Source organism: Nonomuraea sp. NPDC052116 (assembly GCF_040680035.1).
Classification (GTDB): Bacteria; Actinomycetota; Actinomycetes; order Streptosporangiales; family Streptosporangiaceae; genus Nonomuraea; species Nonomuraea angiospora_A.
The window spans coordinates 158518-181258 of record NZ_JBFAWA010000016.1; the positions used below are offsets into that span (position 1 = coordinate 158518).

23 protein-coding genes and 1 riboswitch are annotated in these 22741 nt (G+C 72.6%); all 23 genes read left to right on the top strand.

The window, feature by feature from the left end; all coding sequences use genetic code 11:
- Positions 1 to 5 precede the first annotated feature (5 nt).
- The 23 genes from AB0L65_RS29330 to AB0L65_RS29440 all read left to right on the top strand — a co-directional run bounded on the left by AB0L65_RS29330 (position 6) and on the right by AB0L65_RS29440 (position 22670).
- Complete coding sequence (locus AB0L65_RS29330; RefSeq protein WP_350729091.1) at positions 6 to 857, top strand: dihydroorotate dehydrogenase electron transfer subunit; 852 nt, start codon at positions 6 to 8, stop codon at positions 855 to 857.
- A complete protein-coding gene (locus AB0L65_RS29335; protein ID WP_350729093.1) occupies positions 847 to 1824 on the top strand; it encodes a dihydroorotate dehydrogenase in 978 nt (325 codons plus the stop codon). Before AB0L65_RS29330 ends, AB0L65_RS29335 begins: the two co-directional genes overlap by 11 nt.
- Positions 1825 to 1873: 49 nt before the next feature.
- Complete coding sequence (gene pyrF, locus AB0L65_RS29340) at positions 1874 to 2569, top strand: orotidine-5'-phosphate decarboxylase (RefSeq protein ID WP_364251626.1); 696 nt, start codon at positions 1874 to 1876, stop codon at positions 2567 to 2569.
- A 908-nt stretch (positions 2570 to 3477) separates the two neighbouring features.
- Positions 3478 to 3801 (top strand): integration host factor, actinobacterial type, encoded by a 324-nt coding sequence (gene mihF, locus AB0L65_RS29345; protein ID WP_020541698.1) that lies wholly within the window; start codon positions 3478 to 3480, stop codon positions 3799 to 3801.
- A 116-nt stretch (positions 3802 to 3917) separates the two neighbouring features.
- Positions 3918 to 4511 (top strand): guanylate kinase, encoded by a 594-nt coding sequence (gmk, locus tag AB0L65_RS29350; protein WP_185072975.1) that lies wholly within the window; start codon positions 3918 to 3920, stop codon positions 4509 to 4511.
- A gap of 5 nt (positions 4512 to 4516) precedes the next feature.
- A complete protein-coding gene (rpoZ, locus tag AB0L65_RS29355; RefSeq protein WP_364251426.1) occupies positions 4517 to 4786 on the top strand; it encodes a DNA-directed RNA polymerase subunit omega in 270 nt (89 codons plus the stop codon).
- Between the two features lie 8 nt (positions 4787 to 4794).
- Entirely contained in the window at positions 4795 to 6099 is a 1305-nt protein-coding gene (coaBC, locus tag AB0L65_RS29360; protein WP_364251429.1) for a bifunctional phosphopantothenoylcysteine decarboxylase/phosphopantothenate--cysteine ligase CoaBC, read from the top strand.
- 180 nt (positions 6100 to 6279) lie between these two features.
- On the top strand, positions 6280 to 6603 hold the full coding sequence (locus tag AB0L65_RS29365) for a hypothetical protein (protein ID WP_350729099.1): 324 nt from the start codon (positions 6280 to 6282) through the stop codon (positions 6601 to 6603).
- 128 nt (positions 6604 to 6731) lie between these two features.
- Entirely contained in the window at positions 6732 to 7919 is a 1188-nt protein-coding gene (metK, locus tag AB0L65_RS29370) for a methionine adenosyltransferase (RefSeq protein ID WP_350729101.1), read from the top strand.
- A 257-nt stretch (positions 7920 to 8176) separates the two neighbouring features.
- Entirely contained in the window at positions 8177 to 10312 is a 2136-nt protein-coding gene (locus AB0L65_RS29375; RefSeq protein ID WP_364251432.1) for a primosomal protein N', read from the top strand.
- 49 nt (positions 10313 to 10361) lie between these two features.
- The gene (locus tag AB0L65_RS29380; RefSeq protein ID WP_364251435.1) at positions 10362 to 11795 is read left to right on the top strand and encodes a hypothetical protein; all 1434 of its coding nucleotides are present in this window, start codon (positions 10362 to 10364) and stop codon (positions 11793 to 11795) included.
- 37 nt (positions 11796 to 11832) lie between these two features.
- Positions 11833 to 13167: a hypothetical protein gene (locus AB0L65_RS29385; protein ID WP_364251438.1), complete on the top strand. Its 1335-nt coding sequence runs from the start codon at positions 11833 to 11835 to the stop codon at positions 13165 to 13167.
- Positions 13168 to 13195: 28 nt separating this feature from the next.
- On the top strand, positions 13196 to 13744 hold the full coding sequence (gene def / locus AB0L65_RS29390) for a peptide deformylase (protein ID WP_350729109.1): 549 nt from the start codon (positions 13196 to 13198) through the stop codon (positions 13742 to 13744).
- Between the two features lie 4 nt (positions 13745 to 13748).
- Complete coding sequence (gene fmt, locus AB0L65_RS29395; RefSeq protein WP_364251441.1) at positions 13749 to 14675, top strand: methionyl-tRNA formyltransferase; 927 nt, start codon at positions 13749 to 13751, stop codon at positions 14673 to 14675.
- A gap of 42 nt (positions 14676 to 14717) precedes the next feature.
- Complete coding sequence (locus AB0L65_RS29400; protein ID WP_364251444.1) at positions 14718 to 16196, top strand: transcription antitermination factor NusB; 1479 nt, start codon at positions 14718 to 14720, stop codon at positions 16194 to 16196.
- A gap of 62 nt (positions 16197 to 16258) precedes the next feature.
- Positions 16259 to 16921: a ribulose-phosphate 3-epimerase gene (rpe, locus tag AB0L65_RS29405; RefSeq protein WP_355191686.1), complete on the top strand. Its 663-nt coding sequence runs from the start codon at positions 16259 to 16261 to the stop codon at positions 16919 to 16921.
- A 30-nt stretch (positions 16922 to 16951) separates the two neighbouring features.
- On the top strand, positions 16952 to 17761 hold the full coding sequence (locus tag AB0L65_RS29410) for an oxygenase MpaB family protein (protein ID WP_364251446.1): 810 nt from the start codon (positions 16952 to 16954) through the stop codon (positions 17759 to 17761).
- A gap of 75 nt (positions 17762 to 17836) precedes the next feature.
- Positions 17837 to 17967, top strand: a riboswitch (FMN riboswitch).
- Between the two features lie 110 nt (positions 17968 to 18077).
- Positions 18078 to 19274 (top strand): bifunctional diaminohydroxyphosphoribosylaminopyrimidine deaminase/5-amino-6-(5-phosphoribosylamino)uracil reductase RibD, encoded by a 1197-nt coding sequence (gene ribD, locus AB0L65_RS29415; RefSeq protein ID WP_364251448.1) that lies wholly within the window; start codon positions 18078 to 18080, stop codon positions 19272 to 19274.
- The gene (locus AB0L65_RS29420) at positions 19274 to 19864 is read left to right on the top strand and encodes a riboflavin synthase (protein ID WP_364251451.1); all 591 of its coding nucleotides are present in this window, start codon (positions 19274 to 19276) and stop codon (positions 19862 to 19864) included. The genes ribD and AB0L65_RS29420 overlap by 1 nt, the downstream gene beginning before the upstream one ends.
- On the top strand, positions 19861 to 20520 hold the full coding sequence (locus AB0L65_RS29425) for a nicotinamide mononucleotide transporter family protein (RefSeq protein ID WP_364251454.1): 660 nt from the start codon (positions 19861 to 19863) through the stop codon (positions 20518 to 20520). The genes AB0L65_RS29420 and AB0L65_RS29425 overlap by 4 nt, the downstream gene beginning before the upstream one ends.
- Positions 20517 to 21734 (top strand): bifunctional 3,4-dihydroxy-2-butanone-4-phosphate synthase/GTP cyclohydrolase II, encoded by a 1218-nt coding sequence (locus AB0L65_RS29430; protein WP_350729124.1) that lies wholly within the window; start codon positions 20517 to 20519, stop codon positions 21732 to 21734. Before AB0L65_RS29425 ends, AB0L65_RS29430 begins: the two co-directional genes overlap by 4 nt.
- Positions 21731 to 22198, top strand: coding sequence for a 6,7-dimethyl-8-ribityllumazine synthase (gene ribH, locus AB0L65_RS29435; RefSeq protein WP_192792225.1), 468 nt, complete (start codon positions 21731 to 21733; stop codon positions 22196 to 22198). The genes AB0L65_RS29430 and ribH overlap by 4 nt, the downstream gene beginning before the upstream one ends.
- 19 nt (positions 22199 to 22217) lie before the next feature.
- The gene (locus AB0L65_RS29440) at positions 22218 to 22670 is read left to right on the top strand and encodes a PH domain-containing protein (RefSeq protein WP_364251457.1); all 453 of its coding nucleotides are present in this window, start codon (positions 22218 to 22220) and stop codon (positions 22668 to 22670) included.
- Positions 22671 to 22741 lie beyond the last annotated feature (71 nt).

A 22741-nucleotide genomic window follows, 5' to 3' on the forward strand; every position in this document is an offset into this window, starting at 1 on the left:
CTCCGGTGCAGGTGACGGGCACGGTGCTGACCACGCGCCGGGTCGACGCCTACCATGCGCTGACGGTGGTGGCGCCCGGCATAGCCGAGCGCTACCGCCCCGGTCACTTCGTCTCCGTCGCGGTCGGCGGGGGCCAGACGTCGATGGTGACGCGCCGCGCGCTGTCCATCCATGACGTCAAGTCCGACTACGGCGGCACGGTCGAGCTGGTCTTCACCGCCCGCGGCCCCGGCACGGCCTGGCTGGCCGAGCGGCGCGCCCGCGACACGCTCGACCTGGTCGGGCCGCTCGGCCGGCCCTTTCCGCTGCCGCGCGACCCGGTGCACTGCGTGCTGGTCGGCGCCGAGTACGGCTCCGCGTTGCTGTTCCCGCTGGCCGACGCGCTGCTGGCGCGGGGCTGCCGGGTCGACTTCGTGCTGGGCGGCGCCGGGGCCGAGCGGGTGTTCGGTGCCATGCGGGCCCGCCGCATCGCCGAGACCACCACGCTGACCACCGAGGACGGCTCGCTCGGGCTTCGCGGCAAGGTCACCGACGCGCTACCCTCGGTGATCGCCGACACGCGGGCCGACGCGGTCTACGCCTGCGCTCCGATGGAGACGCTGCGGGCCGTGACGGCGGTGTCGATGGAGTTCGACATCCCGGTGCAGGTGGCCGTCGAGGAGTCGATGGCCTGCGGCATCGGGGTGTGCATGACGTGCGTGCTGCCCGTCATCGGGGATGACGGGGTGACCAGGATGGTGCGGGCATGCGCGGAAGGACCGGTGTTCCGGGGGGAGCGGGTGCGCTTCGAGGACGTGGGAACGATCCCGTTCGACGCGCTCGGCGCCCCCGGAGGCGGTGCGCGACATGTCAGTTGATATGCGGACATTTCTGGCGCATGTGGAGCTCGCGAACCCGATCACCACGGCCGCCGGATGCGCCGCCTCCGGGCGGGAGCTGGCCCAGTTCTTCGACCTGCACCGGCTCGGGGCGCTGACCACCCGCTCGATCACCATGGCCCCGCGCGCCGGGCGGCCCACGCCGCGCATGGCCGAGACGCCCTCGGGCATGCTCAACGCGGTCGGCCTGCAGGGGCCGGGCATCGACGCGTTCCTGGAGCGCGAGCTGCCCTGGCTCGCGCAGCGGGGCATCAAGACCATCGTCTCGATCGGCGGCGGCACCGTCGCCGAATACTCCGAGCTGGCCCGCAGGCTGGCCGACGCGCCCGGGGTCACCGCTCTCGAGGTCAATCTCTCCTGCCCGAACATGGAGGACCGCGGCCGCGTCTTCGCCCGCGAGGGCAGCGCCGCGGCCGAGGTGATCGCCTCGGTCCGCTCCATCATGCGCTACGACGTGCCGGTCGTGGCCAAGCTGGCCCCCGACGTGGCCGACATCGTGTCGGTCGCGCGGGCCTGCGTGGACGCGGGGGCCGACGCGCTGTCCATGATCAACAACCCGCTGGGCATGGCCATCGACACCGAGGCGCTGCGGCCCTCGCTCGCCGCCGTGACCGGAGGACTGTCGGGGCCCGCGATCCTGCCGCTCGCCGTACGGTGCGTGTGGCAGGTCCACGCCGCCCTGCCCGGGGTGCCCCTCATCGGCATCGGCGGCGTGATGAGCGGCAGGGACGCCTTCCAGCTGGTCCTGGCGGGCGCCTGCGTGGTCGGAGTGGGCACGGCGCTGTTCCACGACCCCTACGCCTGCCTGCGCATCGAACGCGAGCTTGAGGACCTTCTGAGGGCCCGCGGCTTCCAGCGCCTGGCCGACGCCGTCGGCCTCGCCCACCGCCCGCCGGGGAGCGCCCCCCGCCACCTGCTCGTCGACTCCGAAGAGAGCACACCATGATCATCAGCTGCCGTACCGAGGAGAGTCCGTCTTGAGTCCCGCCCCGCTCCTGACTCCCGCGCCCATCGCCGTCGCCCTGGACGCCCCGGACCTGGAGACCGCCGCCCAGTGGGCGGCCCTGGTGACGCCGCACGTCAGCACGGTCAAGGTGGGCCTGGAGCTCTACCTCCGCTACGGCCCCGACGTGATCGCCTCGGTGCGGGGGGCCAGCGGCGTGCAGGTGTTCCTCGACCTCAAGCTCCACGACATCCCCAACACCGTCGCCGGCGCCTCCCGCGCCGTCTCCCGGCTGCGCCCGGCCATCCTCACCGTGCACGCCGCCGGGGGCCCGGCCATGATCCGCGCCGCCGTGGAGGCCGCCGACCCGCAGACCCAGATCGCCGCGGTGACGATCCTCACCTCGCTGTCGGAGGCCGACCTGGCGCGCATCGGGCTCGTGGGGCCCGCCGACGACGCCGTGCGCCGCCTGGCCGCCCTGTCGGTGGAGTCGGGCGCCAAGGGGCTGGTGTGCTCGCCCAACGAGGTGTCCGCGGTGCGGGCGGAGGTGGGGGAGGGGATCACGCTCATCACGCCGGGGGTGCGGCCCGCGGGGGCCGACACGCAGGACCAGGCGCGGGTCGCCACGCCCGAACAGGCCCTCGCCGACGGCGCCGACCTCCTCGTCATCGGCCGCCCCATCACCGCCTCCCCCGACCCGGGCGCAGCCGCCGCCGCGATAGCCGCTTCTCTCCGCCGCGCGTCTTAACCCACTCTTTGTGGCTTCACCGTGGGTGCTTCTTGCGGCTGCCCGGTGGGCCGCGCGCCGTTCAAGCCATCCATCCTTTACGGCCGCGCACGGTGGGCCGCACGCGCCGACGTGCGTTGCCGTCTGTCATGGCCGGTCGTGAAGGCTCACGGGCCGGTCGCCGTGACGACGCGTACTCTTGACCGACTCCGTGGCGAATCGTCGGCCCATCGCGCCCGCGCCCTCACCTAGCCAGCACCCTCAGCCGGCCGGCGCCTGCCGTTCCGCCCACCTGAGCGATCGCCCCGATCGGGTGGGCGAACGGTCCCCCGGACCGGCTTGTCAGCTTGGCGCACAGCCCTGCCGCTCAGCCCCGGCCGGTAGTCGATCGCCCGCCGGCCTCTCGACCCCGACTGGTAGCTGATCGCTCTTCAGGCTCGCCGTCACGGTGTTCAACGCGCGGCGCGGGCGGGCCCGCGGCGCGGGTGATCGCGTGGCGCGGTGGGTGGTGATCCGCGGGCTCGGATCGGGGTGGTGGGTCCCTTGGCGCGGGGGTGCCGTCCGTGGGGTGGGCGGCGGGGTTTGTGGATCATGCCGTGCCGGGGTGCCTGGCAAGATCGTAATGCATCCGCGGGGGCCTGCGCACGCGATCTTCGGAATGGGTTTCGGCCCTGGTCTGGGCAGGATTTCGGACATCGGTGGGTGGCTGGAATGCGATCATCGTTGCGTTTCGCGACACCGTCGCGGGCCGACGCGCGAACCGGGAAGTGAGGGCGATTTGATCAGCACAATGTGATTTTACGATCACGCAGAGTGATGAAGTGGATTTTGTGAGGAGAGAAACGGCGCTTGACGTTGCTTAGGGGGCGATGACCAGCTAGTTTCCCTTCCCGTCCGAGTACATCGACAGAAATTCGAGGTGACCCGGCGTGGCTCTTCCTCCACTGACCCCTGAGCAGCGCGCCGCAGCCCTGGAGAAGGCTGCCAAGGCCCGTAAAGAGCGTGCCGAGGTCAAGAACCGGCTCAAGCATGGCGCGGTTTCTCTGGCTGAGGTGCTCAAGGATGGGCAGACCGACGACGTCATCGGCAAGATGAAGGTGTCGGCTCTGTTGGAATCGCTCCCCGGCGTCGGCAAGGTCCGCGCCAAGCAGCTCATGGAGCGGCTTGCCATCGCCGAGTCCCGCCGCGTGCGGGGTCTCGGCGCGAACCAGAGGGCCTCCCTCGAGCGCGAGTTCGGTGGCAACGAGAGCTAATCTCTGTTCCACAAGAAAGCGCAGGTTCAACGGGGGGTAGGAAAGTGACCGACAGGTCCTGGTCCGGCGAAGTCAGTGCCTACGAGGCATTCGGGCCCGGCGCGGAGGTCGGATTCTTGCCCTTGAGTGAACGGCGGCTGACGGTCCTTTCAGGGCCGTCGGGCGTCGGAAAGTCCACGGTCGTCGCCGAGCTCCGGCGGGCACACCCCGCGGTGTGGCTGTCGGTCTCGGTGACCACCAGGAGGCCCCGTCCCGGTGAGGTGAACGGGGTCCACTACTACTTCGTCGACGGCGAGGAGTTCGACCGGCTGGTGACGGCCGGGGAGCTGCTCGAGTGGGCGGAGTTCGCGGGAAACCGCTACGGCACGCCGCGCGAGCCGGTGCTGAAGAAGCTCGCCGACGGGGTCCCCACCCTGCTCGAGATCGACCTCGAAGGCGCCAGGCAGGTGCGCAGGAGCATGCCCGAGGCCCTGCTGGTGTTCCTGGCCCCGCCCACCTGGGAGGAGCTGGAGAAGCGGCTGCGTGGCCGTGGCACCGAGCCCGAGGACGTCATCGCGCGCCGCCTGGAGGCGGGGCGGGTCGAGATGGCCGCGGAGCAGGAGTTCGACTTGACACTCGTGAACACAAGCGTCCAAGACGTGTGCCGCCGGCTGATAGCCTTGATGACTGACCCTCAGGGGGTCACGACAACCACCAACCGAGAGGTCTGACAATCGTGGCAGGCACCACCCCGGCCGCGGAGGGCATCACCAACCCGCCGATCGACGCGCTGCTCGACATCGTCGACAGCAAGTACTCCCTGGTGATCATGGGGGCCAAGCGCGCCCGCCAGATCAACGCTTACTACTCCCAGCTCGGCGAGGGCCTGCTGGAGTACGTCGGCCCGCTGGTCGAGACGCACGCGCAGGAGAAGCCGCTGTCCATCGCGCTGCGCGAGGTCTCCGAGGGCCTGCTCAGCGCCGAGCCCATCGAAGGCGCGGTCTGACTCCTTCGATGAAGGTCGTCCTGGGCGTCAGCGGCGGCATCGCCGCGTACAAGGCTTGCGAGCTGCTGCGCCTGTTCACCGAGTCGGGGCACGAGGTGCGGGTCGTGCCGACCCGCGAGGCGCTGAAGTTCGTGGGCGCGCCCACCTGGGCCGCCCTGTCCGGCAACCCCGTGTCCGCCGAGGTCTGGGACGACGTTCACGAGGTGCCCCACGTGCGGATCGGCAAGCAGGCCGATCTCGTCGTGGTGGCGCCCGCGACCGCCGACGTGCTCGCCAGGGCGGCCCACGGGCTGGCCGGCGACCTGCTCACCAACACGCTGCTGACGGCCACCTGCCCGGTCGTGTTCGCGCCCGCGATGCACACCGAGATGTGGCAGCACCCCGCCACCCGCGCCAACGTCGAGACGCTGCGCGAGCGGGGCGCCGTCGTGATCGACCCCGCCGTAGGGCGCCTCACCGGCGCCGACACCGGCCCCGGGCGCCTGCCCGACCCCGCGGAGATCTTCGAGGTCTGCCTGCGGGTCCTGCGCGGCCGGCCCCGCGACCTGGCCGGGCGCAAGGTCGTCGTCTCCGCCGGAGGCACGCGGGAGGCGATCGACCCGGTCCGCTACCTCGGCAACCGCTCCTCGGGGCGGCAGGGCTACGCGCTGGCGCGCACGGCCGTCGCCCGGGGGGCCGAGGTGACGCTGGTGGCGGCGAACGTCACGCTGCCCGACCCCGCCGGGGCCAAGGTCGTACGGGTGGAGTCGGCGTCCGAGCTGCGCGACGCGGTGCTCGCCGCCGCGGCCGACGCCGACGCGGTGGTCATGGCCGCCGCGGTGGCCGACTTCCGGCCCGCCACGCGGCACGAGGCGAAGATCAAGAAGACGGACGGCGAGCCGGAGCCGATCTTCCTGGCCAAGAATCCCGACATCCTCGCCGAGCTCGGCACCCTCCGCCGCGAGGCCCGCGCCGCGCAACCGCGGCCCGCAACCGCGGCCCAACCCCTCCCCGCCGCTGGGCCGGAGTTGGCCGCCGACGGGCTGGAGCCGGGTGGTGTCGTGCCGCGCCGGGAGCGTGGGGCGTACCCCGAGGTGATCGTCGGGTTCGCCGCCGAGACGCACGACGTGCTCGCCAACGGCCAGGCCAAACTCGCCCGCAAGGGGTGCGACCTGCTGGTCGTCAACCAGGTGGGAGAGGGGCTGGCGTTCGGCACGCCCGACAACGCGGCCACCGTGCTGGTGGCGGGCGGCGACCCGGTCGAGGTGCCGTTCGGGCCCAAGGAGGCGCTCGCCGACGTCGTGTGGGACCTCGTGGCGGCCCGCCTTCCCTAGCGTGGCCCCGGCCCTTCCGGGATGTGCGTATCCGGTGCTCGTACCCGGTATTGGACCGTTCAAATCGTGCAAGAGCGATTACCCGATCACCTATTGCTACACCCCTGTCGCCTGCGGATACTTGGGGCGAAGGGGGATGGAATGCCGGTGGGTTCTGCTGTCAGAGACCGTTGTAGAACATTGCTCGGCGACCAGGGGGAGATCCGCTACGTCTTTCCGGCGGTGTCGGCGGGCCCGGGCGGGACGGGGAATTTCCTGATCGTGGTCACCGCTTCCTCGATATCGGTGCTGGCCACCAGGACGCTCAGGAGCGATCGGCCGGTCGCGGTGTTCGCGGAGTTCCCGCGACACACCCGGCTCGGCCCCATCCTGCCCGGACCGGTCATCGAGCTGGACTCCATGGTGTTCGAGTTCGATGAGGAGTACGCCGCGGTGGTGGCGGCCGCCGACGCGGAGATCTTCGCGCCGGAGACCCTGCCGCCCGACCCGCTGCCCGAGCTGTGACGGAATCCGGATCGCGGACGGTTTCGCGCCCCGGCGCCGGGTGGGGCTAGACTTCGGCGAGGCCCAGGTATGCCCATGCGTCCCGGGCCTTAAATCCGTCAGCAGCCGCTGCATGAGGAGCCACTGAGTTGTCACGTCGCCTGTTCACCTCCGAGTCGGTCACCGAAGGCCACCCGGACAAGATCGCTGACCAGATCAGTGACGCGATTCTCGACGCCATGCTCAAGGACGACCCCAAGAGCCGGGTCGCGGTCGAGACGCTGATCACTACCGGCCAGGTCCATGTCGCAGGCGAGGTCACCACCGAGACCTACATCGACATCCCGGCCCTCATCCGGGAGAAGATCCTCGAGATCGGCTACGACGCCTCCCACAAGGGCTTCGACGGCGCTTCGTGCGGCGTGTCGGTGTCCATCGGCGCCCAGTCCCCCGACATCGCCCAGGGCGTCAACGACGCCTACGAGAGCCGGGTCGACCAGGCCGAGGACGAGCTGGACCGCCAGGGCGCGGGCGACCAGGGCCTCATGTTCGGCTATGCCTGCCGCGAGACCCCCGAGCTCATGCCGCTGCCGATCACCCTGGCCCACCGGCTGGCGCAGCGGCTGTCGGAGGTGCGCAAGAGCGGCACGGTGCCCTACCTCCGTCCCGACGGCAAGACGCAGGTGACGATCGAGTACGACGGCGACACGCCCGTCCGCCTCGACACCGTGGTGGTCTCCACGCAGCACGCGGCGGAGATCGACCTGAAGGAGATGCTGACGCCGGACATCAAGGAGCACGTGGTCGACCCCGTGCTGGCCGGCCTCGACCTCGACACCGAGGGCTACCGCCTGCTGGTCAACCCGACCGGCCGCTTCGAGATCGGCGGCCCCATGGGCGACGCCGGCCTGACCGGCCGCAAGATCATCATCGACACCTACGGCGGCATGGCCCGCCACGGCGGCGGCGCCTTCTCCGGCAAGGACCCGTCCAAGGTCGACCGCTCGGCGGCCTACGCCATGCGCTGGGTGGCCAAGAACGTCGTCGCCGCCGGCCTGGCCGACCGGTGCGAGGTCCAGGTCGCGTACGCGATCGGCAAGGCGCAGCCGGTGGGTCTGTTCGTCGAGTGCTTCGGCACCGAGAAGCTGCCGGTCGAGAAGATCCAGGACGCCGTCCTCCAGGTCTTCGACCTGCGCCCGGCCGCCATCATCCGCGACCTCGACCTGCTGCGCCCGATCTACTCGGAGACCGCCGCCTACGGCCACTTCGGCCGTGAGGGCTTCTCCTGGGAGTCCACGGACCGCGCCGAGGCCCTGCGCACCGCCGCCGGTCTCTGACCTACGCCGTCCGAGCTCAAGGGGCGCCGCCTTGGTGTGCGGCGCCTCTGGGCGGGTCAGGCGCGCCCCCGGAGCCGGCGCGGCTGCGGAAGGCGGCATTCGCGGCCTTGAGGCCCGGGGACGCGCGGCGTGCTCGACGACCGGCCCACCTGGGTTGACGCGGCCTTCCGGCGTGCCCGTAACCGCCGGGGACGCGTGGCCCCGGCAACCGTTCCGCTCTCGCTCGGTCACGGCGAACGGTCTGGTAGACGTTATGCGTGACCGACTCCGACGACGCCCTTCTGCCGCTCGACGCCGTGCGGCCCCCAGCGTCGTCGAAGGACACCAAAGGGGCCCCCGCGCCCGCCCCTGAGCGCCCCGTGGCCAGGGTCGCGGTGGACAGCCCGCTGCCGCACCTCGACCGCCCCTTCGACTACCTGGTGCCCGACTCCATGCATGAGACGGCCGGGCCGGGCGTGCGGGTGCGGGTGCGGTTCGCGGGCAAGCTGGTCGACGGGTTCCTGCTGGAACGGGTGGACGAGAGCGACCACGACGGCAGGCTCATGCCGCTCGAACGCGTGGTGTCCCCCGAACGCGTGCTCACCCCCGAGATCGCCGGGCTGGCCAGGGCGGTCGCCGACCGGTACGCGGGCACCCTGACCGACGTGCTCCGCCTGGCCGTCCCGCCCCGCCACGCCAAGGCCGAGTCGGAGGAGCCCGCCAAGCAGGACCTGCCGCCCGCGGAGCCGTCCCAGACCGAAAGCGCATGGAACGCGTACCCGACCGGCCCCTCCTTCCTCGGCGCGCTGCGCGACGGGCGCGCGCCCCGCGCCGTGTGGTCCGCCCTGCCGGGCGCCAGGGGATGGGCGGGGGCCACGGCCGAGGCCGTGCGGGCGACGCTGGACGGCGGCAGGGGAGCGGTCGTCGTGGTGCCCGACGGGAAGGACGTGGCGCTGGCCGACGGCGAGTTCGCCCGGGTGCTGGGGCCGGGCAGGCACGTGGCGCTCACCGCCGACCTCGGCCCGGCCGAACGCTACCGCCGGTGGCTGAAGGTGCTGAGAGGCCAGGTGCGGGCCGTCGTCGGCACCAGGGCCGCGATGTTCGCCCCCGTCGCCGATCTCGGCCTGGTGGCCATCTGGGACGACGGTGACGACCTCCACGCCGAGCGCCTGGCGCCGTATCCGCACGCCCGCGAGGTTCTCGGCCTGCGCGCCCACAGGACCGGCGCCGCGATGCTCATCGGCGGATACGCGCGCACCGCCGAGGCCACCCAGCTCGTCGCCTCCGGCTGGGCCAGGCCGATCGTGGCCGCCCGCACGATGATCAGGGGCCTGGGCCCCCGGGTGCGCCCCGCGGGCGAGGACGCCGAGCTGGCCAAGGACCAGGCGGCCCGCCAGGCCAGGCTGCCCAGCCTCGCCTGGCGGGCCCTGCGCCACGGCCTGGACAGCGGGCCCGTGCTGGTGCAGGTTCCCAGACGCGGCTACCTGCCCGCCCTGGCCTGCCGGCACTGCCGCACTCCCGCCCGTTGCGCCCTGCCCCCAACACGGCCCCCCACACGGCCCCCCACGCGGAGGACGGCGCTGCCGCCCGACCCGCACGCCGGCACGGCCTTCCCGATTCCGGAGGCCCCGGCGGAGGCCGGCCACCTGTGCCACGGGCCGCTCGCCCTCCGGGGCGGCCACGCGGCCCCCTACTGCCGCTGGTGCGGCCGGGTGGACGCCGACTGGCGCTGCTCGTCCTGCGGCAGCCCCAGGCTCCGCGCCGTGGTCACCGGTGCCCGGCGCACCGCGGAGGAGCTCGGCAGGGCCTTCCCCTCCGTGCCGGTGCGCACGTCGGGCCGCGACGGCGTCCTGGCCACCGTCCCCGCCACCCGCGCGCTGGTCGTCGCCACGCCGGGCGCCGAGCCCGTGGCGGAAGGCGGCTACGCGGCGGCCGTGCTGCTCGACGGCTGGGCGCTCCTGGGCAGGGCCGACCTGAGGGCGGGCGAGGAGGCGGTGCGCAGGTGGATGAACGCCGCCGCCCTGCTCCGCCCCGCCGCCGAGCTGGTGGTGCTCGGCGACGCCGCGCTGCCCGCCGTTCAGGCCCTGCTGAGGTGGGACCCCGTCACCCACGCCGAGCGCGAGCTGGGCGACCGCGCCGAGCTGGGCTTCCCGCCGGCGGTGCGGATGGCCACGCTCACCGGCGTGGCGAGCGCGGTCAGGCAGATGCTCGACGAGGTACGCCTGCCGCCCGACGCCGAGGTGCTCGGCCCCGTCCCCGTGGACGAGGCGGGCCAGGAACGCGCCATGATCCGGGTACGGAGGTCCGGCGGGGCGGCCCTGGCAGCCGCGCTCAAAGGGGCCAGTGGGGTGCGTGCGGCGCGTAAGACGCCCGATGTCGTGAAGGTGAGTGTCGACCCGCTCGACCTGATTTAGACCATTTCCCCGATTCGCTCATCTGAAGGCCAGCCGTTAGCGTGCCCATGTGTCGATCGAATGGGTGAACCAGGCCATCGACGACCTGCGCGCTTGGGGACACGCGCGGGAAGTCGAGGTGGACGCGGACGAGGTCCGCCTGCTCTGCGACTACGCCAGCGACTATCTCAACGTCAACGAACTCGGCGACTTCAGCCCGGATACCTTCGACGAGCTGCTGCTGTCCATCTACCCGCGCAAGGTCATCGCCCCGCCGGAGAGCGCTCCGGAGACCGTCGCAGCCGCCCGCACCTTCGTCGACTACCTCAGCGAGGCGGGCGCGGTCCCCGAGCCGACGGCGGTGCTCATGCGCGACAGGCTCGACGACATCGCGCCGCGCATGCCCGAGGCCCTCGCCGACCCCGCGAACTTCGGCATGGCCAAGAGCCTCTTCAGCTCCATCGGCCCCGAGTCGCTCGAGCAGGCGATCGCCATCCCCTCCGGCGAGGTGCCCGACCTGGGCGAGGCGCCCTGCGACTGTCCCGGGTGCACGCCGCTGCCCGCGGCCCGGCTGGCCGCGCGGGAGGACCTCGTCGCGGCGCTGGAGAGCGTGCCCCTGCTGGCCGAGGACCCGCTGCCCGACACCGGCGACCCGCTGGAGGGCTGGGCGGCGCGCGTCGCCGACCTGGTCGAGCGGCACGAGGGCCATTACGACCTCTTCGACATGCTCTACAGGCTCCAGGTGCGGGTGCCCGTCACCGTGATCGGCGACTACCTCGACGAGATCGCCGACGACGGCGAGGCCGACCTGGCCGGCACGCTCGACCGGCTGTCGTGGTGCGGCATGATCCAGGTCACGGACGACACCGCGGAGCTCACCCCGCTGGCCGTCTGGGGGCTGCGCGAGCACTACCTGTCGCTCGACCTCGACGCGCCCGAGGCCCCCGACCTGGCCGAGGCCGACGCGCTCGGGCTCATCGAAGGGCTGCTCGACGGCGTGCCCGCCGAGCTCGCCGAGCAGGACATCAGCCGCTGGCTGAGCGGCCGGGCCTCCGGCGAGGCCGCCGCCGAGCTGCTGACCGCCGCCTCCGGCGCGCCCGCCGTGGCCCGCGGCATCGCGATCACCATCGTCGACCGGCTGGGCGCCGAGGCCGAGAGCCAGGTCCGCGACCACCTCGACGACCAGGAGCTGCGCCCGCACGCCATCCACTGGCTGGCCGCCAGAGGGCTGCCCGCGCCCCAGCTCACCCAGGAGGAGCTGCTCTGGGTCAGCGTCGACATGCTGGCGCTCGCGATGCCCGCGGCCGAGGAGGATCCCGAGATCTTCGCCGAGAACATGGCCGCCTCGGGCCCGCCGGCCCATATGATCGAGGAGATGTGGCGGGTCGACCACCCCGACGTCGTCGAGGTCCTGGAGCTGCTGGGACGCTCCATCCCCGACGGCACGGTCGCGAAGGCGGCACGCAAGGCCGCCTTCAAAGCCCGGTCCCGCGCCATCCGTTGAGTACGCCCATGTGACTCCTGTGCAGTAAGTTTCGTGGGTGGCAAACAACGTCTTCGACCTCGCCGAGCTGCGCAAGCTGATCGATGAGCAGGCCGCCGTGCCCCCACGGCCTCCTGAGGAGACTCCCGTGGAGCACGAAGCGCTGACGTTCCCGCCGGTCCTGCTCGCGCCCGACGCCGAGCTGGCCGCGGCGGTGCCCGGGGTGCCGATCGTCGCCGACGCCATCAGGCTCACCACGTGGACGGGCACCCGCCAGGTCACCCCGCAGGGGCACCTGAGCGAGTCGGACGCCGAGGCCGCCGCCCGGGAGCTCGGCCTGCCCGCCGCCCGGCTGCGCCTGATCTGGATCGTCGCCGTCAACACGGGGCTGCTGCAGATCCTCGGCGGCCGCGTATCGCGAGGGCCGCTGTCGATGCAGCTCACGGTGGAGGCCATCCTGGAGTTCTGGGACGGCGTGGTCATGGACGTGCTCGACCGCGCCGACGAGGGCCTGACGGGCTCCGCCGTGGTCGACGGCCACCTGGCCGAGATGCTCGCCACGATCTACTCCGTGCGCTCCGGCGTCGCGACCGCCAACCTCGCCAGGGGCATCCTCCAGTCCCACGAGGTCGCCTGCGCGCCCGGCCCGGTCGAGATGCGCCGGCTGGCCGCCGCGCTGCCCGCCGAGCTGCTGGAGGCGCTGTCGCTGCTGACGTACTGCGGGCTCGTCGAGCAGACCGCGGCCGGGCGCACCGCGCTCACCCCGCTCGGCGTCTGGGCCATCCGCCGCGACCTGCTGCGCGAGGGCCACGACGCGCCGACGGCGGCCGAGGTGGAGGTGTTCGCCGACCTGTCGGCGGCCGAGCTGGTGGCGGAGCTGGTCAAGGGTTCGGCCACGCAGAGCGCCGTCGCCGGGTGGCTGGAGCGCCGCGAGCCGGAGTCCGCGGCCCGCGACCTGATCGAGATCGCCGCGTCCGGCACCGCCGGGCAGCGCGGCGCGGTCGGCGCCATCCTCGAGGAGCTGGGCCCGGAGGCCGAGGGGCCCGTCAGGCAGGCGCTCGGAGATCCGCTGATGCGCCGCTACGCCGCCTCCTGGCTGCACATCCGCGACCTCGAGGCGCCCACGCTCAGCCCCGAGGACCACACCTGGATCGCGGTCGACTCCCTGGCCGCCCTCATGCACCTGTCGGGCCCGGCCGCGGGCCGGCTCGACACGCCCGAGCCGGGTGAGGACCTGATCAAGCTGGTCGGCGAGATGACCGCGGTGGACCACCCCGACACGATCGCCGTGCTCGACATGCTGGCCTCCGCCCACGACGACCAGGCCGTGGTCAAGGCGGCGCGCAAGGCGGCGATGAAGGCGCGCTCCCTGGAGAGCACTAAACTGGGTTGATCCACAGACGAGAAACGGAGTAACCCCCTTGGCGATCCAGTCGATCCGGCTGTTCGGAGACCCGGTGCTGCGCACCCCGGCGGCCCCGGTCGTCGACTTCGACAAGGAGCTCCGCAAGCTGGTCAAAGACCTCACCGACACGATGATGGACGCGCCGGGCGCCGGCCTGGCGGCCCCGCAGATCGGGGTCGGGCTGCGGGTGTTCACCTACTACGTGGACGAGCAGCTCGGCCACGTGATCAACCCCGACCTCGACCTGTCCTCGGAGCTGGACGAGGAGGGCGAGGAGGGCTGCCTGTCCTTCCCCGGCCTGTCCTACCCGACGCCGCGCGCCATCCGCGCCGTCGCCAAGGGCTTCAACATGCACGGCGAGCCCGTCACGCTGGAGGGCACCGACCTGATGGCCCGCTGCTTCCAGCACGAGACCGATCACCTCGACGGCATCCTGTTCATCGACCGCATGGACCCCAAGCAGCGCAAGCTGGCCATGAAGGCCGTGCGCGAGGCCGAGTGGAGCGGCCTGTCCGCCCCTGTGATCAAGGTCTCGCCGCACGCCACCGGCGGAAGGGCGCTCTGAGAGCATGCGTCTCGTCTTCGCGGGCACGCCGGAGACGGCGCTGCCGTCGCTGCGCGCCCTGATCGACTCGCCGCGCCACGAGGTCGTCGCGGTCGTCACCCGCCCCGACGCCCAGTCCGGGCGCGGGCGCAAGGTCCACCCCTCGCCGGTGGCCGAGCTCGCGGAGGAGGCGGGCATCGAGGTGCTCCGCCCGGCCAAGGCCGGCGACCCGGAGTTCCTCGACCGGCTGCGCGCGCTGGAGCCCGACTGCTGCCCGGTGGTCGCGTACGGGGCCCTGCTGCCGCAGTCGGCGCTGGACATCCCCCGCCAAGGGTGGATCAACCTGCACTTCTCGATCCTGCCCGCCTGGCGCGGGGCCGCCCCCGTGCAGCACTCGATCCTGCACGGCGACGAGATCGGCGGGGCCACGACGTTCCAGATCGTCAAGGAGCTGGACGCCGGGCCCGTCTACGGCGTGGTGACCGAGGAGATCCGCCCGGACGACACCAGCGGGTCGCTGCTGGAGCGGCTGTCGGTGTCGGGGGCGGGGCTGCTGGCCGCCACCCTCGACGGCGTCGAGGACGGCACCCTGGAGGCCCGGCCGCAGCCCGCCGAAGGCGTGACCATCGCCCCCAAGATCACTGTGGTCGACGCCCGGATCGACTGGAGCAAGCCCGCCATGCACGTCGACCGCCGGATCCGGGCCTGCAGCCCGGCGCCCGGGGCGTGGAGCGAGTTCCGGGGGCAGCGGGTGAAGCTGGGGCCCGTGCGGATGGTGCCCGGCGAGCGGCTGCCCGAGGGCGAGATCGCCGCCTCCAAGGCGAGGGTGCTGGTCGGGACGGCCACCGACGCGGTGGAGCTGGGTGAGGTGCAGCCGCAGGGCAAGCGGCTCATGGGGGCCGTGGAGTGGGCCCGCGGGGTTCGCCCGGAGAGTAAAGAGATCTTCAAGTGATCCGGCTGGCCGGCGCACGAGGCGTGAGGGAAGTCTGAGGGGATGAGGACGAGGGGGGACCAGGGCGCCGGAGGCAGGGGCGGCGGGACGCGCAGGCCGCCGAGGCCGGCGCGCGACCACGCCCGCAACGCGGCCTTCGACGTCGTACGCGCGGTCGACGAGCGCGACGCGTACGCCAACCTGCTGCTGCCACGGCTCCTTCGCGATCGTGGCATCAGGGGGCGCGACGCCGCGCTGGCGACCGAGCTCGCCTACGGGACGCTGCGCGGGCTCGGCACCTACGACGCAGTCATCGAGATGTGCAGCGACCGCGTGCCCGACCCGGACGTGCGCGACGCGCTGCGGCTGGGCGCGCACCAGCTGCTGCGCATGCGCGTCCCGCCGCACGCGGCCGTCGGCACCACCGTCGATCTCGTACGCCTGCGCATCGGCGCCGGGGCGGCCAAGTTCGTCAACGCGGTGCTCCGCAAGATCGGCTCCAGGACGCTCGAGGAGTGGGTGCCCATCGTCGCGCCGGACCCGGCCGACGACCCGGTCGGCCATCTGGCGATCGCCTACGGTCACCCCCGCTGGATCGTCTCCGCCTTCCGCGACGCGCTCGGCGGGCCCGACGAGATGCCCGACCTGCTCGACGCCGACAACGCCCGCCCCCTGGTGACGCTGGTGGCGCGGCCGGGGCGCAGCTCGGTGGAGGAGCTCGAGGCCGTGGGCGCCCTCCCCGCCCGCTATTCGCCGTACGCGGCCTATCTGCGCGAGGGTGATCCCGGCCAGATCGAGGCCGTGGCCGAGACCCGCGCCGCCGTCCAGGACGAGGCCAGCCAGCTGGTGGCGCTCGCCCTGACCCGCGTCCCCCTGGAGGGGGACGGCGACGAGCTGTGGCTCGACATGTGCGCGGGCCCCGGCGGCAAGGCGGGCCTGCTCGACGCCATCGCCACCCATGGGGACCTCGCGGGGCTGAGCAAGGAGGCCAGGGACCGCGCCCACGCCCCGGCCGCCGGCACCGGCCCGACGGCCTTCCCCGGGGGCGCCCGGCTGGTGGCTGCCGACCTGCAGCAGCACCGGGCGCGGCTGGTCTGGCAGACGACCAGGGACGCGACCGTGCTCACGGCGGACGGCACCGAGCCAGCGTGGCGGCCCGGGGTGTTCGACCGCGTGATGCTCGACGCCCCCTGCACCGGTCTGGGGGCGCTGCGGCGGCGGCCGGAGGCGCGCTGGCGGCGGGATCCGCACGGGATCGCCGAGCTGGGCAAGCTGCAGCGGCGGCTGCTCGGCACCGCGCTGGACGCCGTCCGCCCCGGCGGTGTCGTCGCGTACGTCACGTGCTCCCCGCACCTGGCCGAGACCCGGGTCGTGGTCGGGGACGTGGTGGCGCGCCGGGACGACGTCGAACAGCTCGACGCCCGCGCCTACCTGCCCGAGGCCGACGACCTGGGAGACGGCCCGCACGTCCAGTTCTGGCCGCACCGGCACGGCACCGACGCCATGTTCCTGGCCCTGCTCCGCAGGCGTCCCCAGGCGTGATCCGATCGGCCCGCCGGACTGATGGGAGCAGGGCGCGGGCCGTTCACTAGAATTGCCGAATCATGGCCGTACAGATCTCGCCCAGCATCCTCGCCGCCGACTTCGCCAGGCTCGCCGACGAGGCCGCCGCCGTGCCCAATGCCGACTGGCTGCACGTCGACGTCATGGACTACCACTTCGTGCCCAACCTCACCATCGGGTTGCCCGTGGTCGAGGCGTTGCGCAAGGCGACCCCGACGCCGCTCGACTGCCACCTCATGATCGACGACCCCGACCGCTGGGCGCCGCAGTACGCGGAGGCCGGGGCGGGCAGCGTGACCATCCACGCCGAGGCGGCCAAGGGGCCGATCAGGACGCTGCGCGAGATCCGCTCGCTCGGCGCCAGGGCCGGTCTCGCGCTCAACCCGGCCACGCCCGTCGAGCCGTACGAAGACCTGCTGGCCGAGGTCGACATGCTGCTGCTGATGACCGTGGAGCCGGGGTTCGGCGGGCAGAAGTTCCTCGACGGGGTGCTGTCCAAGGTCCGGCGGGCGCGGCAGCTGATCGAGCGGCACGGCGGGCGGGTCTGGCTGCAGGTCGACGGGGGAGTCGACGCGGGCACGATCGAGCGGTGCGCGGACGCGGGCGCCGACGTGTTCGTGGCGGGCAGCGCCGTCTACGGCGCCTCCGACCCGAGCGCCGCCGTTGACGCTCTCAGGGCCGCCGCCACCCTCAAAAGCGCATAAATCACCCATCGCCTGGGTAACCATTCACTTATGGGCGACCATGGGATCTTCGGGCCCCGCTCGGTGACGTGGCGGGTGATGGGAGAGCCGATCCTGCTGGTGGGCGGCATCCGGGCGCTGCTGATGCAGGGCCTGCATCCGCGGGCGATGCGCGGGGTGCTGCAGAACTCCGCGCTCATGGATCCCCATGAGGCCTGGTCGCGGTTCGTGCGGACCACCGAGTTCGTACGCGTGCGTACGTACGGGACCGATGCCGAGGTCGAACGGGCGGGGCGGCGCGTCCGCAAGATCCACACCAACCTGACCGCCTACGACCCCGACACCGGCATCACCTTCCACCTGGACGAGCCGGACGCCCTGCGCTGGGTCCACGTCGGCGAGGTCGACTCCTACCTGTCGGTCGCGCGGCGGGCCGGGGTGCGGCTGACGGACGCCGAGGCCGACGCGTTCGTGGCCGAGTGGCGGCGGGCGGCCGAGGTGGTGGGGCTGAAGGCGGAGGACGTTCCGGGGTCGGTGGCCGAGTTGCGCGACTACATCGACGCCGCGCGGCCGGGGCTGCGGTTCGTCCCCGAGGCGGCCCACCCGCTGCGCCTGTCGCTGAACGCCCCGCTCCCGCGCATGCTGACCCCGCTCAAGCCCGCGCTGCCCGCGCTGACGCTGCTGTCGTTCGCCACGCTGCCGCGATGGGCGAGACGGCTGTACGGGCTGCCCGCCACCCCGGTCGGCGACCTGTGGGCCACGGCGACCCTGCGCACCCTGCACACCGGGATCGGCCTGGTCCCGGGGGACGTCCTCTACAGCCCCGCCGCCCGGCGGGCGCGCCGGCTCATGGCCGCTTGACCTAGCGCTTGGTCAAATATGCCGGGGCGGTCGCGCACGGCAATTCGGGCATGGCACACTGGTAGCCAAGAGAGCTAGCGTGCTCCGGGGTCGGTGTAATTCCGAACCGGCGGTTATAGTCCGCGACCCGGCCGATGCCATCGGCCGGTTGACCTGGTGAAATTCCGGGACCGACGGTTAAAGTCCGGATGGGAGGAAGCGCGCGAGGTGTCCGGTGTCCCAGCCGGGCGCCTGCCCTGACGCACAGCAGGATCAGGGCCGAAATCCCCCGGGGCCCGCCGTGGCTTGGAGCTACTGGCGAGTAGGAGTACCCCGGGTGGAGATACCCGCGCAGGACGCCGCGCACATGGCGCGCGCCGTCGAACTGGCCGGGCACGGACACGGCACCACCAGCCCCAACCCCGTCGTGGGCTGCGTCGTGCTCGACGCCGGCGGCCAGGTGGCGGGCGAGGGCTTCCACGCGTACGCGGGCGGGCCGCACGCCGAGGTCGTGGCGCTGGCGCAGGCGGGGGAGCGGGCGCGGGGCGGCACCGCGTACGTGACCCTTGAGCCCTGCGACCACACCGGCCGGACGGGGCCGTGCAGCCTGGCGCTGCTGGCGGCGGGGGTCGCGCGGGTGGTGATCGCGGTGCCGGACCCCAACCCCAAGGCGGCCGGCGGCGCTGCCCGGCTGCGGGCGCATGGGATCTCGGTGACGTCCGGGGTGCTTGGCGCCGAGGCGGAGCGGGGCAACGAGGAGTGGCTGACGTACGCGCGGCTCGGGCGCTCGCACGTGACCTGGAAGTTCGCGGCCACGCTCGACGGGCGGTCGGCGGCCGAGGACGGGACCAGCCAGTGGATCACCTCGCCGGAGGCCAGGGAGGACGTGCACCGGCTGCGGGCCGCCGCGGACGCGATCGTCGCCGGGATCGGCACCGTCCTCGCCGACGACCCCCACCTCACGGCCCGCCCCGGCCCCCTGAACGGTCCCGCGTCGGCCGGTCGCGGTTCGGAGACGCGTGTCGGCTGGGTGGCCCCCGTATCGGAGACGCGTCCCCGCGGCGGGGCGGGAGGCGGGGAAGCGGGTGGACGGCGGCCGTTGCGGGTCGTGGTCGACACCCGGGGCAGGACGCCGCAGGACGCCCGGGTACTCGACGACAGCGCCCCCACGCTCGTCGCCGTGGCCGAGGACGCCGGCACCGGGCTCAAGGCCGACCTCCTCCGCCTGCCCCGCGACGGCCGCGGTCTCGACCTCGAAGCCCTCCTCAAGGAGCTGGCCGCGCGCGAGGTCGTCAGCGTGTTCCTGGAGGGCGGCCCCACGCTCGCCGGGGAGTTCCTGCGGCGGGGCCTGGTGGATCGCGTGGTCGCGTACCTGGCCCCCGCGTTGCTCGGCTCTGGGCGGGCCGCGCTCGGTGCGGCCGGGGTGGGGACGATCGGCGAGATGCACCGCCTGACTTTTGACGAAATTTCCCCCATAGGGCCGGATGTGCGGTTGATCGCCCGGCCTGCCACCCAACCAGGCAGGGAGCAGTGATGTTCACCGGAATCATTGAGGAAAAGGGCGAAGTGGTGGCCATCGATCAGGAGGGCGGCGGGGCCGTGCTGTCGGTGCGCGGCCCGGTCGTCACCTCCGACGCCAAGCACGGCGACTCGATCGCGGTCAACGGCGTGTGCCTCACCGTCGTCGAGGTCGAGGACGGCGTGTTCACCGTGGACGTGATGAGGGAGTCGCTCGACCGCAGCTCCCTGGGCGGGCTGAAGCAGGGCTCCTCCGTGAACCTGGAGCGCGCCGTACGCGCCGACCAGCGCCTCGGCGGCCACATCGTGCAGGGCCACGTGGACGGCACCGCCGTGCTGCTGTCCAGGGAACCCGGCGAGAGCTGGGACGACGTGCGGTTCTCGCTCCCCGGGGCGCTGAGCCCGTACGTGGCGGAGAAGGGCTCGATCGCGATCGACGGAATCAGCCTGACGGTGACCACGGTTGACGACGACAGCTTCGGTGTGAGCCTCATCCCCACCACGCTCAAGCTCACGACCATGGGCGAGCGCCAGGTGGGCGACACCGTGAACATCGAGGTCGACGTGATCGCGAAGTATGTGGAAAGGCTGGTGGTCAGGCAGTGAACTGGGCCGACGCCGGATTCGATGTATTCGGCACCCATGTGCTCTGGACGGACCTGGTCGGCAACATCGCCGCCCTGTCGACGGTCCTGCTCGCCATGCGCAAGTCGATGTGGACCTGGCCGGTGCAGTTCGCCGGTTCGGTGCTGTTGTTCATCGCCTCGATCAACGCGCACATCACCGGCAACGCGCTCAAGCAGGCCCTGTTCGCGGGCCTGGCGGTCTACGGCTGGTGGGCGTGGCGGCGCGGCACGCAGGACGGCAGGCAGCTGCGCGTCCGCCCCGCCGCGTGGTGGGAGCGGTCGCTGCTGATCGGCGGGATGCTGCTGGGCACGGCCCTGGTCGGCGTGCTGTTCTTCGTCACCGGCCTGTCGTGGGGCGCGCAGGTGCCGCTGCCGAAGGGCGCTTTCCTGGTGGCCGCCGACGCCTACATCTTCGTCGGCAGCGCGATGGCCACCTGGGCGCAGGGCCGGGCGCTGGTGGACTTCTGGATCGTGTGGGTGGCCGTCGACCTGGTGGGCGTGCCGCTGGCGTTCAGCTCGGGGCTGGTGGTCTCCGGGTGGGTGTACGGGATCTTCTTCGTTCTGGTGGTGATCGGGTTCGTGAAGTGGCTGCGTGAATACCGGGCGGCCGAGGTCGGCGTGGCGGTGGCGCGATGAGCGACATCAAGCTGGACCCCATCGAGCGGGCCATCGACGACATCCGCAACGGCCGGCCCGTCGTCGTGGTCGACGACGAGAGCAGGGAGAACGAGGGCGACCTCATCTTCGCCGCGGCCAAGGCCACGGTGGACCTGTGCACGTTCACGATCAGGCACACCAGCGGGATGATCTGCGTGGCCATGGAGGGCAAGGAGCTCGACCGGCTCGGGCTGCCTCTCATGGTGGTGCACAACAAGGAGCGCATGCGCACGGCGTACACGATCACCGTGGACGCCCGCGACGGCGTGACCACGGGCATCTCCGCGGCCGACCGGGCGCAGACCATCCGCACGCTCGCCGACTCCGCGACCGAGCCCAACGAGCTGGTGCGCCCCGGGCACGTCTTCCCGCTGCGCTACCACGAGGGCGGCGTGCTGGCCAGGCGCGGCCACACCGAGGCGGCCGTGGACCTGGCCCGGCTCGCCGGCCTGTCGGCCGCGGGCGCGCTGGCCGAGGTGGTCAACGACGACGGCACCATGGCCAGGCTGCCCGAGCTGCGCCGCTTCGCCGACGAGCACGACCTGGCGCTGGTCTCCATCGAGGACCTCGTCGACTACCGCCGACGGGCCGAGAGCATGGTCACGCGGGTGGCCGAGACGCGGCTGCCGAACGCGTACGGGATGTGGCGGGTCTACGGCTACGCCAGCGCGCTCGACGGCGGCGAGCACGTCGCGCTCGTCTTCGGCGACCTGTCCGACGGCGAGAACATCCTGGTCCGGGCCCACTCCGAGTGCCTGACCGGCGACGTGTTCGGCTCGCTGCGCTGCGACTGCGGGGTGCAGCTCGGCAACGCCATGTCGGCCATCGCCCAGGAGGGCCGCGGCGTGGTCGTCTACCTGCGCGGCCACGAGGGCCGGGGCATCGGCCTGCTGGCCAAGCTCAAGGCGTACAGCCTGCAGGACAACGGCAGCGACACCGTCGACGCCAACGTGGAGCTGGGGCTGCCGGTGGACGCGCGGGAGTTCTCCAACGCGGGGCAGATCCTGGCCGACCTCGGCGTCAGGTCGGTGCGGCTGCTCACCAACAACCCGGCCAAGCTCAAGGGCATGGACGGGTACGGCATCAAGGTCCTCGGCCGCGAGCCCCTGCCCGTGGCCATGAACCCGCACAACGAGCGTTACCTCACGGCCAAGCGCGACCGCCTCGGCCATCACATCTCGGAGGCATCATGAGCGGCGAAGGCAGGCCGGGCGTCGCGGCGCCCGACGCCTCGGGGCTGAGCGTGGGGGTGGTGGCGGCCAGCTGGCACGCCAAGATCACCGATCAGCTGGTGGCGCGGGCTCTTCAGGCCTGCGACGACAGCGGCGCCACGGCGACCGTGGTGCGGGTGCCGGGATCGCTGGAGATCCCGGTGGTCGCCCAGGCGCTGGCCCGCCGCTGCGACGCGGTGGTGGCGCTGGGCGCGGTCATCAAGGGTGAGACCGCCCATTTCGACTACGTCTGCGACTCGGTGACCGCGGGCCTGACCCGGATCTCGCTGGACGAGGAGACGCCCGTCGGCAACGGCGTCCTCACCTGCGAGACCCTGGACCAGGCCCTCGACCGTTCGGGCCTGCCGGGCAGCAAGGAGGACAAGGGATACGAGTCGGCCGTCGCCGCGCTGGAGACCGCCCTCCTCCTGCGGGACCTCCACTAGCCTGCGGTAGGTTTCCTTCGTGCCCGAGCCGATCACTCCACCGCCCCTGCCCGTCACCTGGCGTCCCCGCAGACCGCGGATCGTCGCGTACGGCTCCGCAGTCGTGATCGTGCTCGGGTCGGTGATCATGGCGGTCTTCATCGCCGAGCCGTTCAAGCTGCCCGACCGGCTGGCGATCGTGGCGTTCGGGTGCGCGGTGGCGTTCGTGCTGCACATGCTGGGGCGGGTGCGGGTGGAGGCGGACGACGAGGGTGTCACCATCGTCAACGCCGCCCGCACCCACCGCTACTCGTGGCCGGAGATCCTGGAGGTCACGCTGCTGGTGGGCGACCCCTGGCCGAAGATCGACACCTCCGACGGGCGCACCATCGGGGCCATGGGCATCCAGGGCTCGGAGAAGGCCCGCGCCGTCCGGGCCACGGCCGAGCTGGAGGCCCTGATCCGGGAGCGCGGCGAGGCTCGCGAGAAGTAGCCGGTCGATGACCCCGTGTCATGGTCGGCGGGTGAATATCGCCGGACCGGGTGTCGACGTAGCCTGAAGGA

Excerpts from the sequence above, each read along its gene's own strand:
- ribH (WP_192792225.1), top strand. The coding sequence starts at position 21,731 with ATGAGCGGCGAAGGCAGGCCGGGCGTCGCGGCGCCCGACGCCTCGGGG.
- AB0L65_RS29420 (WP_364251451.1), top strand. The coding sequence starts at position 19,274 with ATGTTCACCGGAATCATTGAGGAAAAGGGCGAAGTGGTGGCCATCGAT.
- fmt (WP_364251441.1), top strand. The coding sequence starts at position 13,749 with ATGCGTCTCGTCTTCGCGGGCACGCCGGAGACGGCGCTGCCGTCGCTG.
- AB0L65_RS29335 (WP_350729093.1), top strand. The coding sequence starts at position 847 with ATGTCAGTTGATATGCGGACATTTCTGGCGCATGTGGAGCTCGCGAAC.
- AB0L65_RS29400 (WP_364251444.1), top strand. The coding sequence starts at position 14,718 with ATGAGGACGAGGGGGGACCAGGGCGCCGGAGGCAGGGGCGGCGGGACG.
- AB0L65_RS29410 (WP_364251446.1), top strand. The coding sequence starts at position 16,952 with ATGGGCGACCATGGGATCTTCGGGCCCCGCTCGGTGACGTGGCGGGTG.
- coaBC (WP_364251429.1), top strand. The coding sequence starts at position 4,795 with ATGAAGGTCGTCCTGGGCGTCAGCGGCGGCATCGCCGCGTACAAGGCT.
- AB0L65_RS29430 (WP_350729124.1), top strand. The coding sequence starts at position 20,517 with ATGAGCGACATCAAGCTGGACCCCATCGAGCGGGCCATCGACGACATC.
- rpe (WP_355191686.1), top strand. The coding sequence starts at position 16,259 with ATGGCCGTACAGATCTCGCCCAGCATCCTCGCCGCCGACTTCGCCAGG.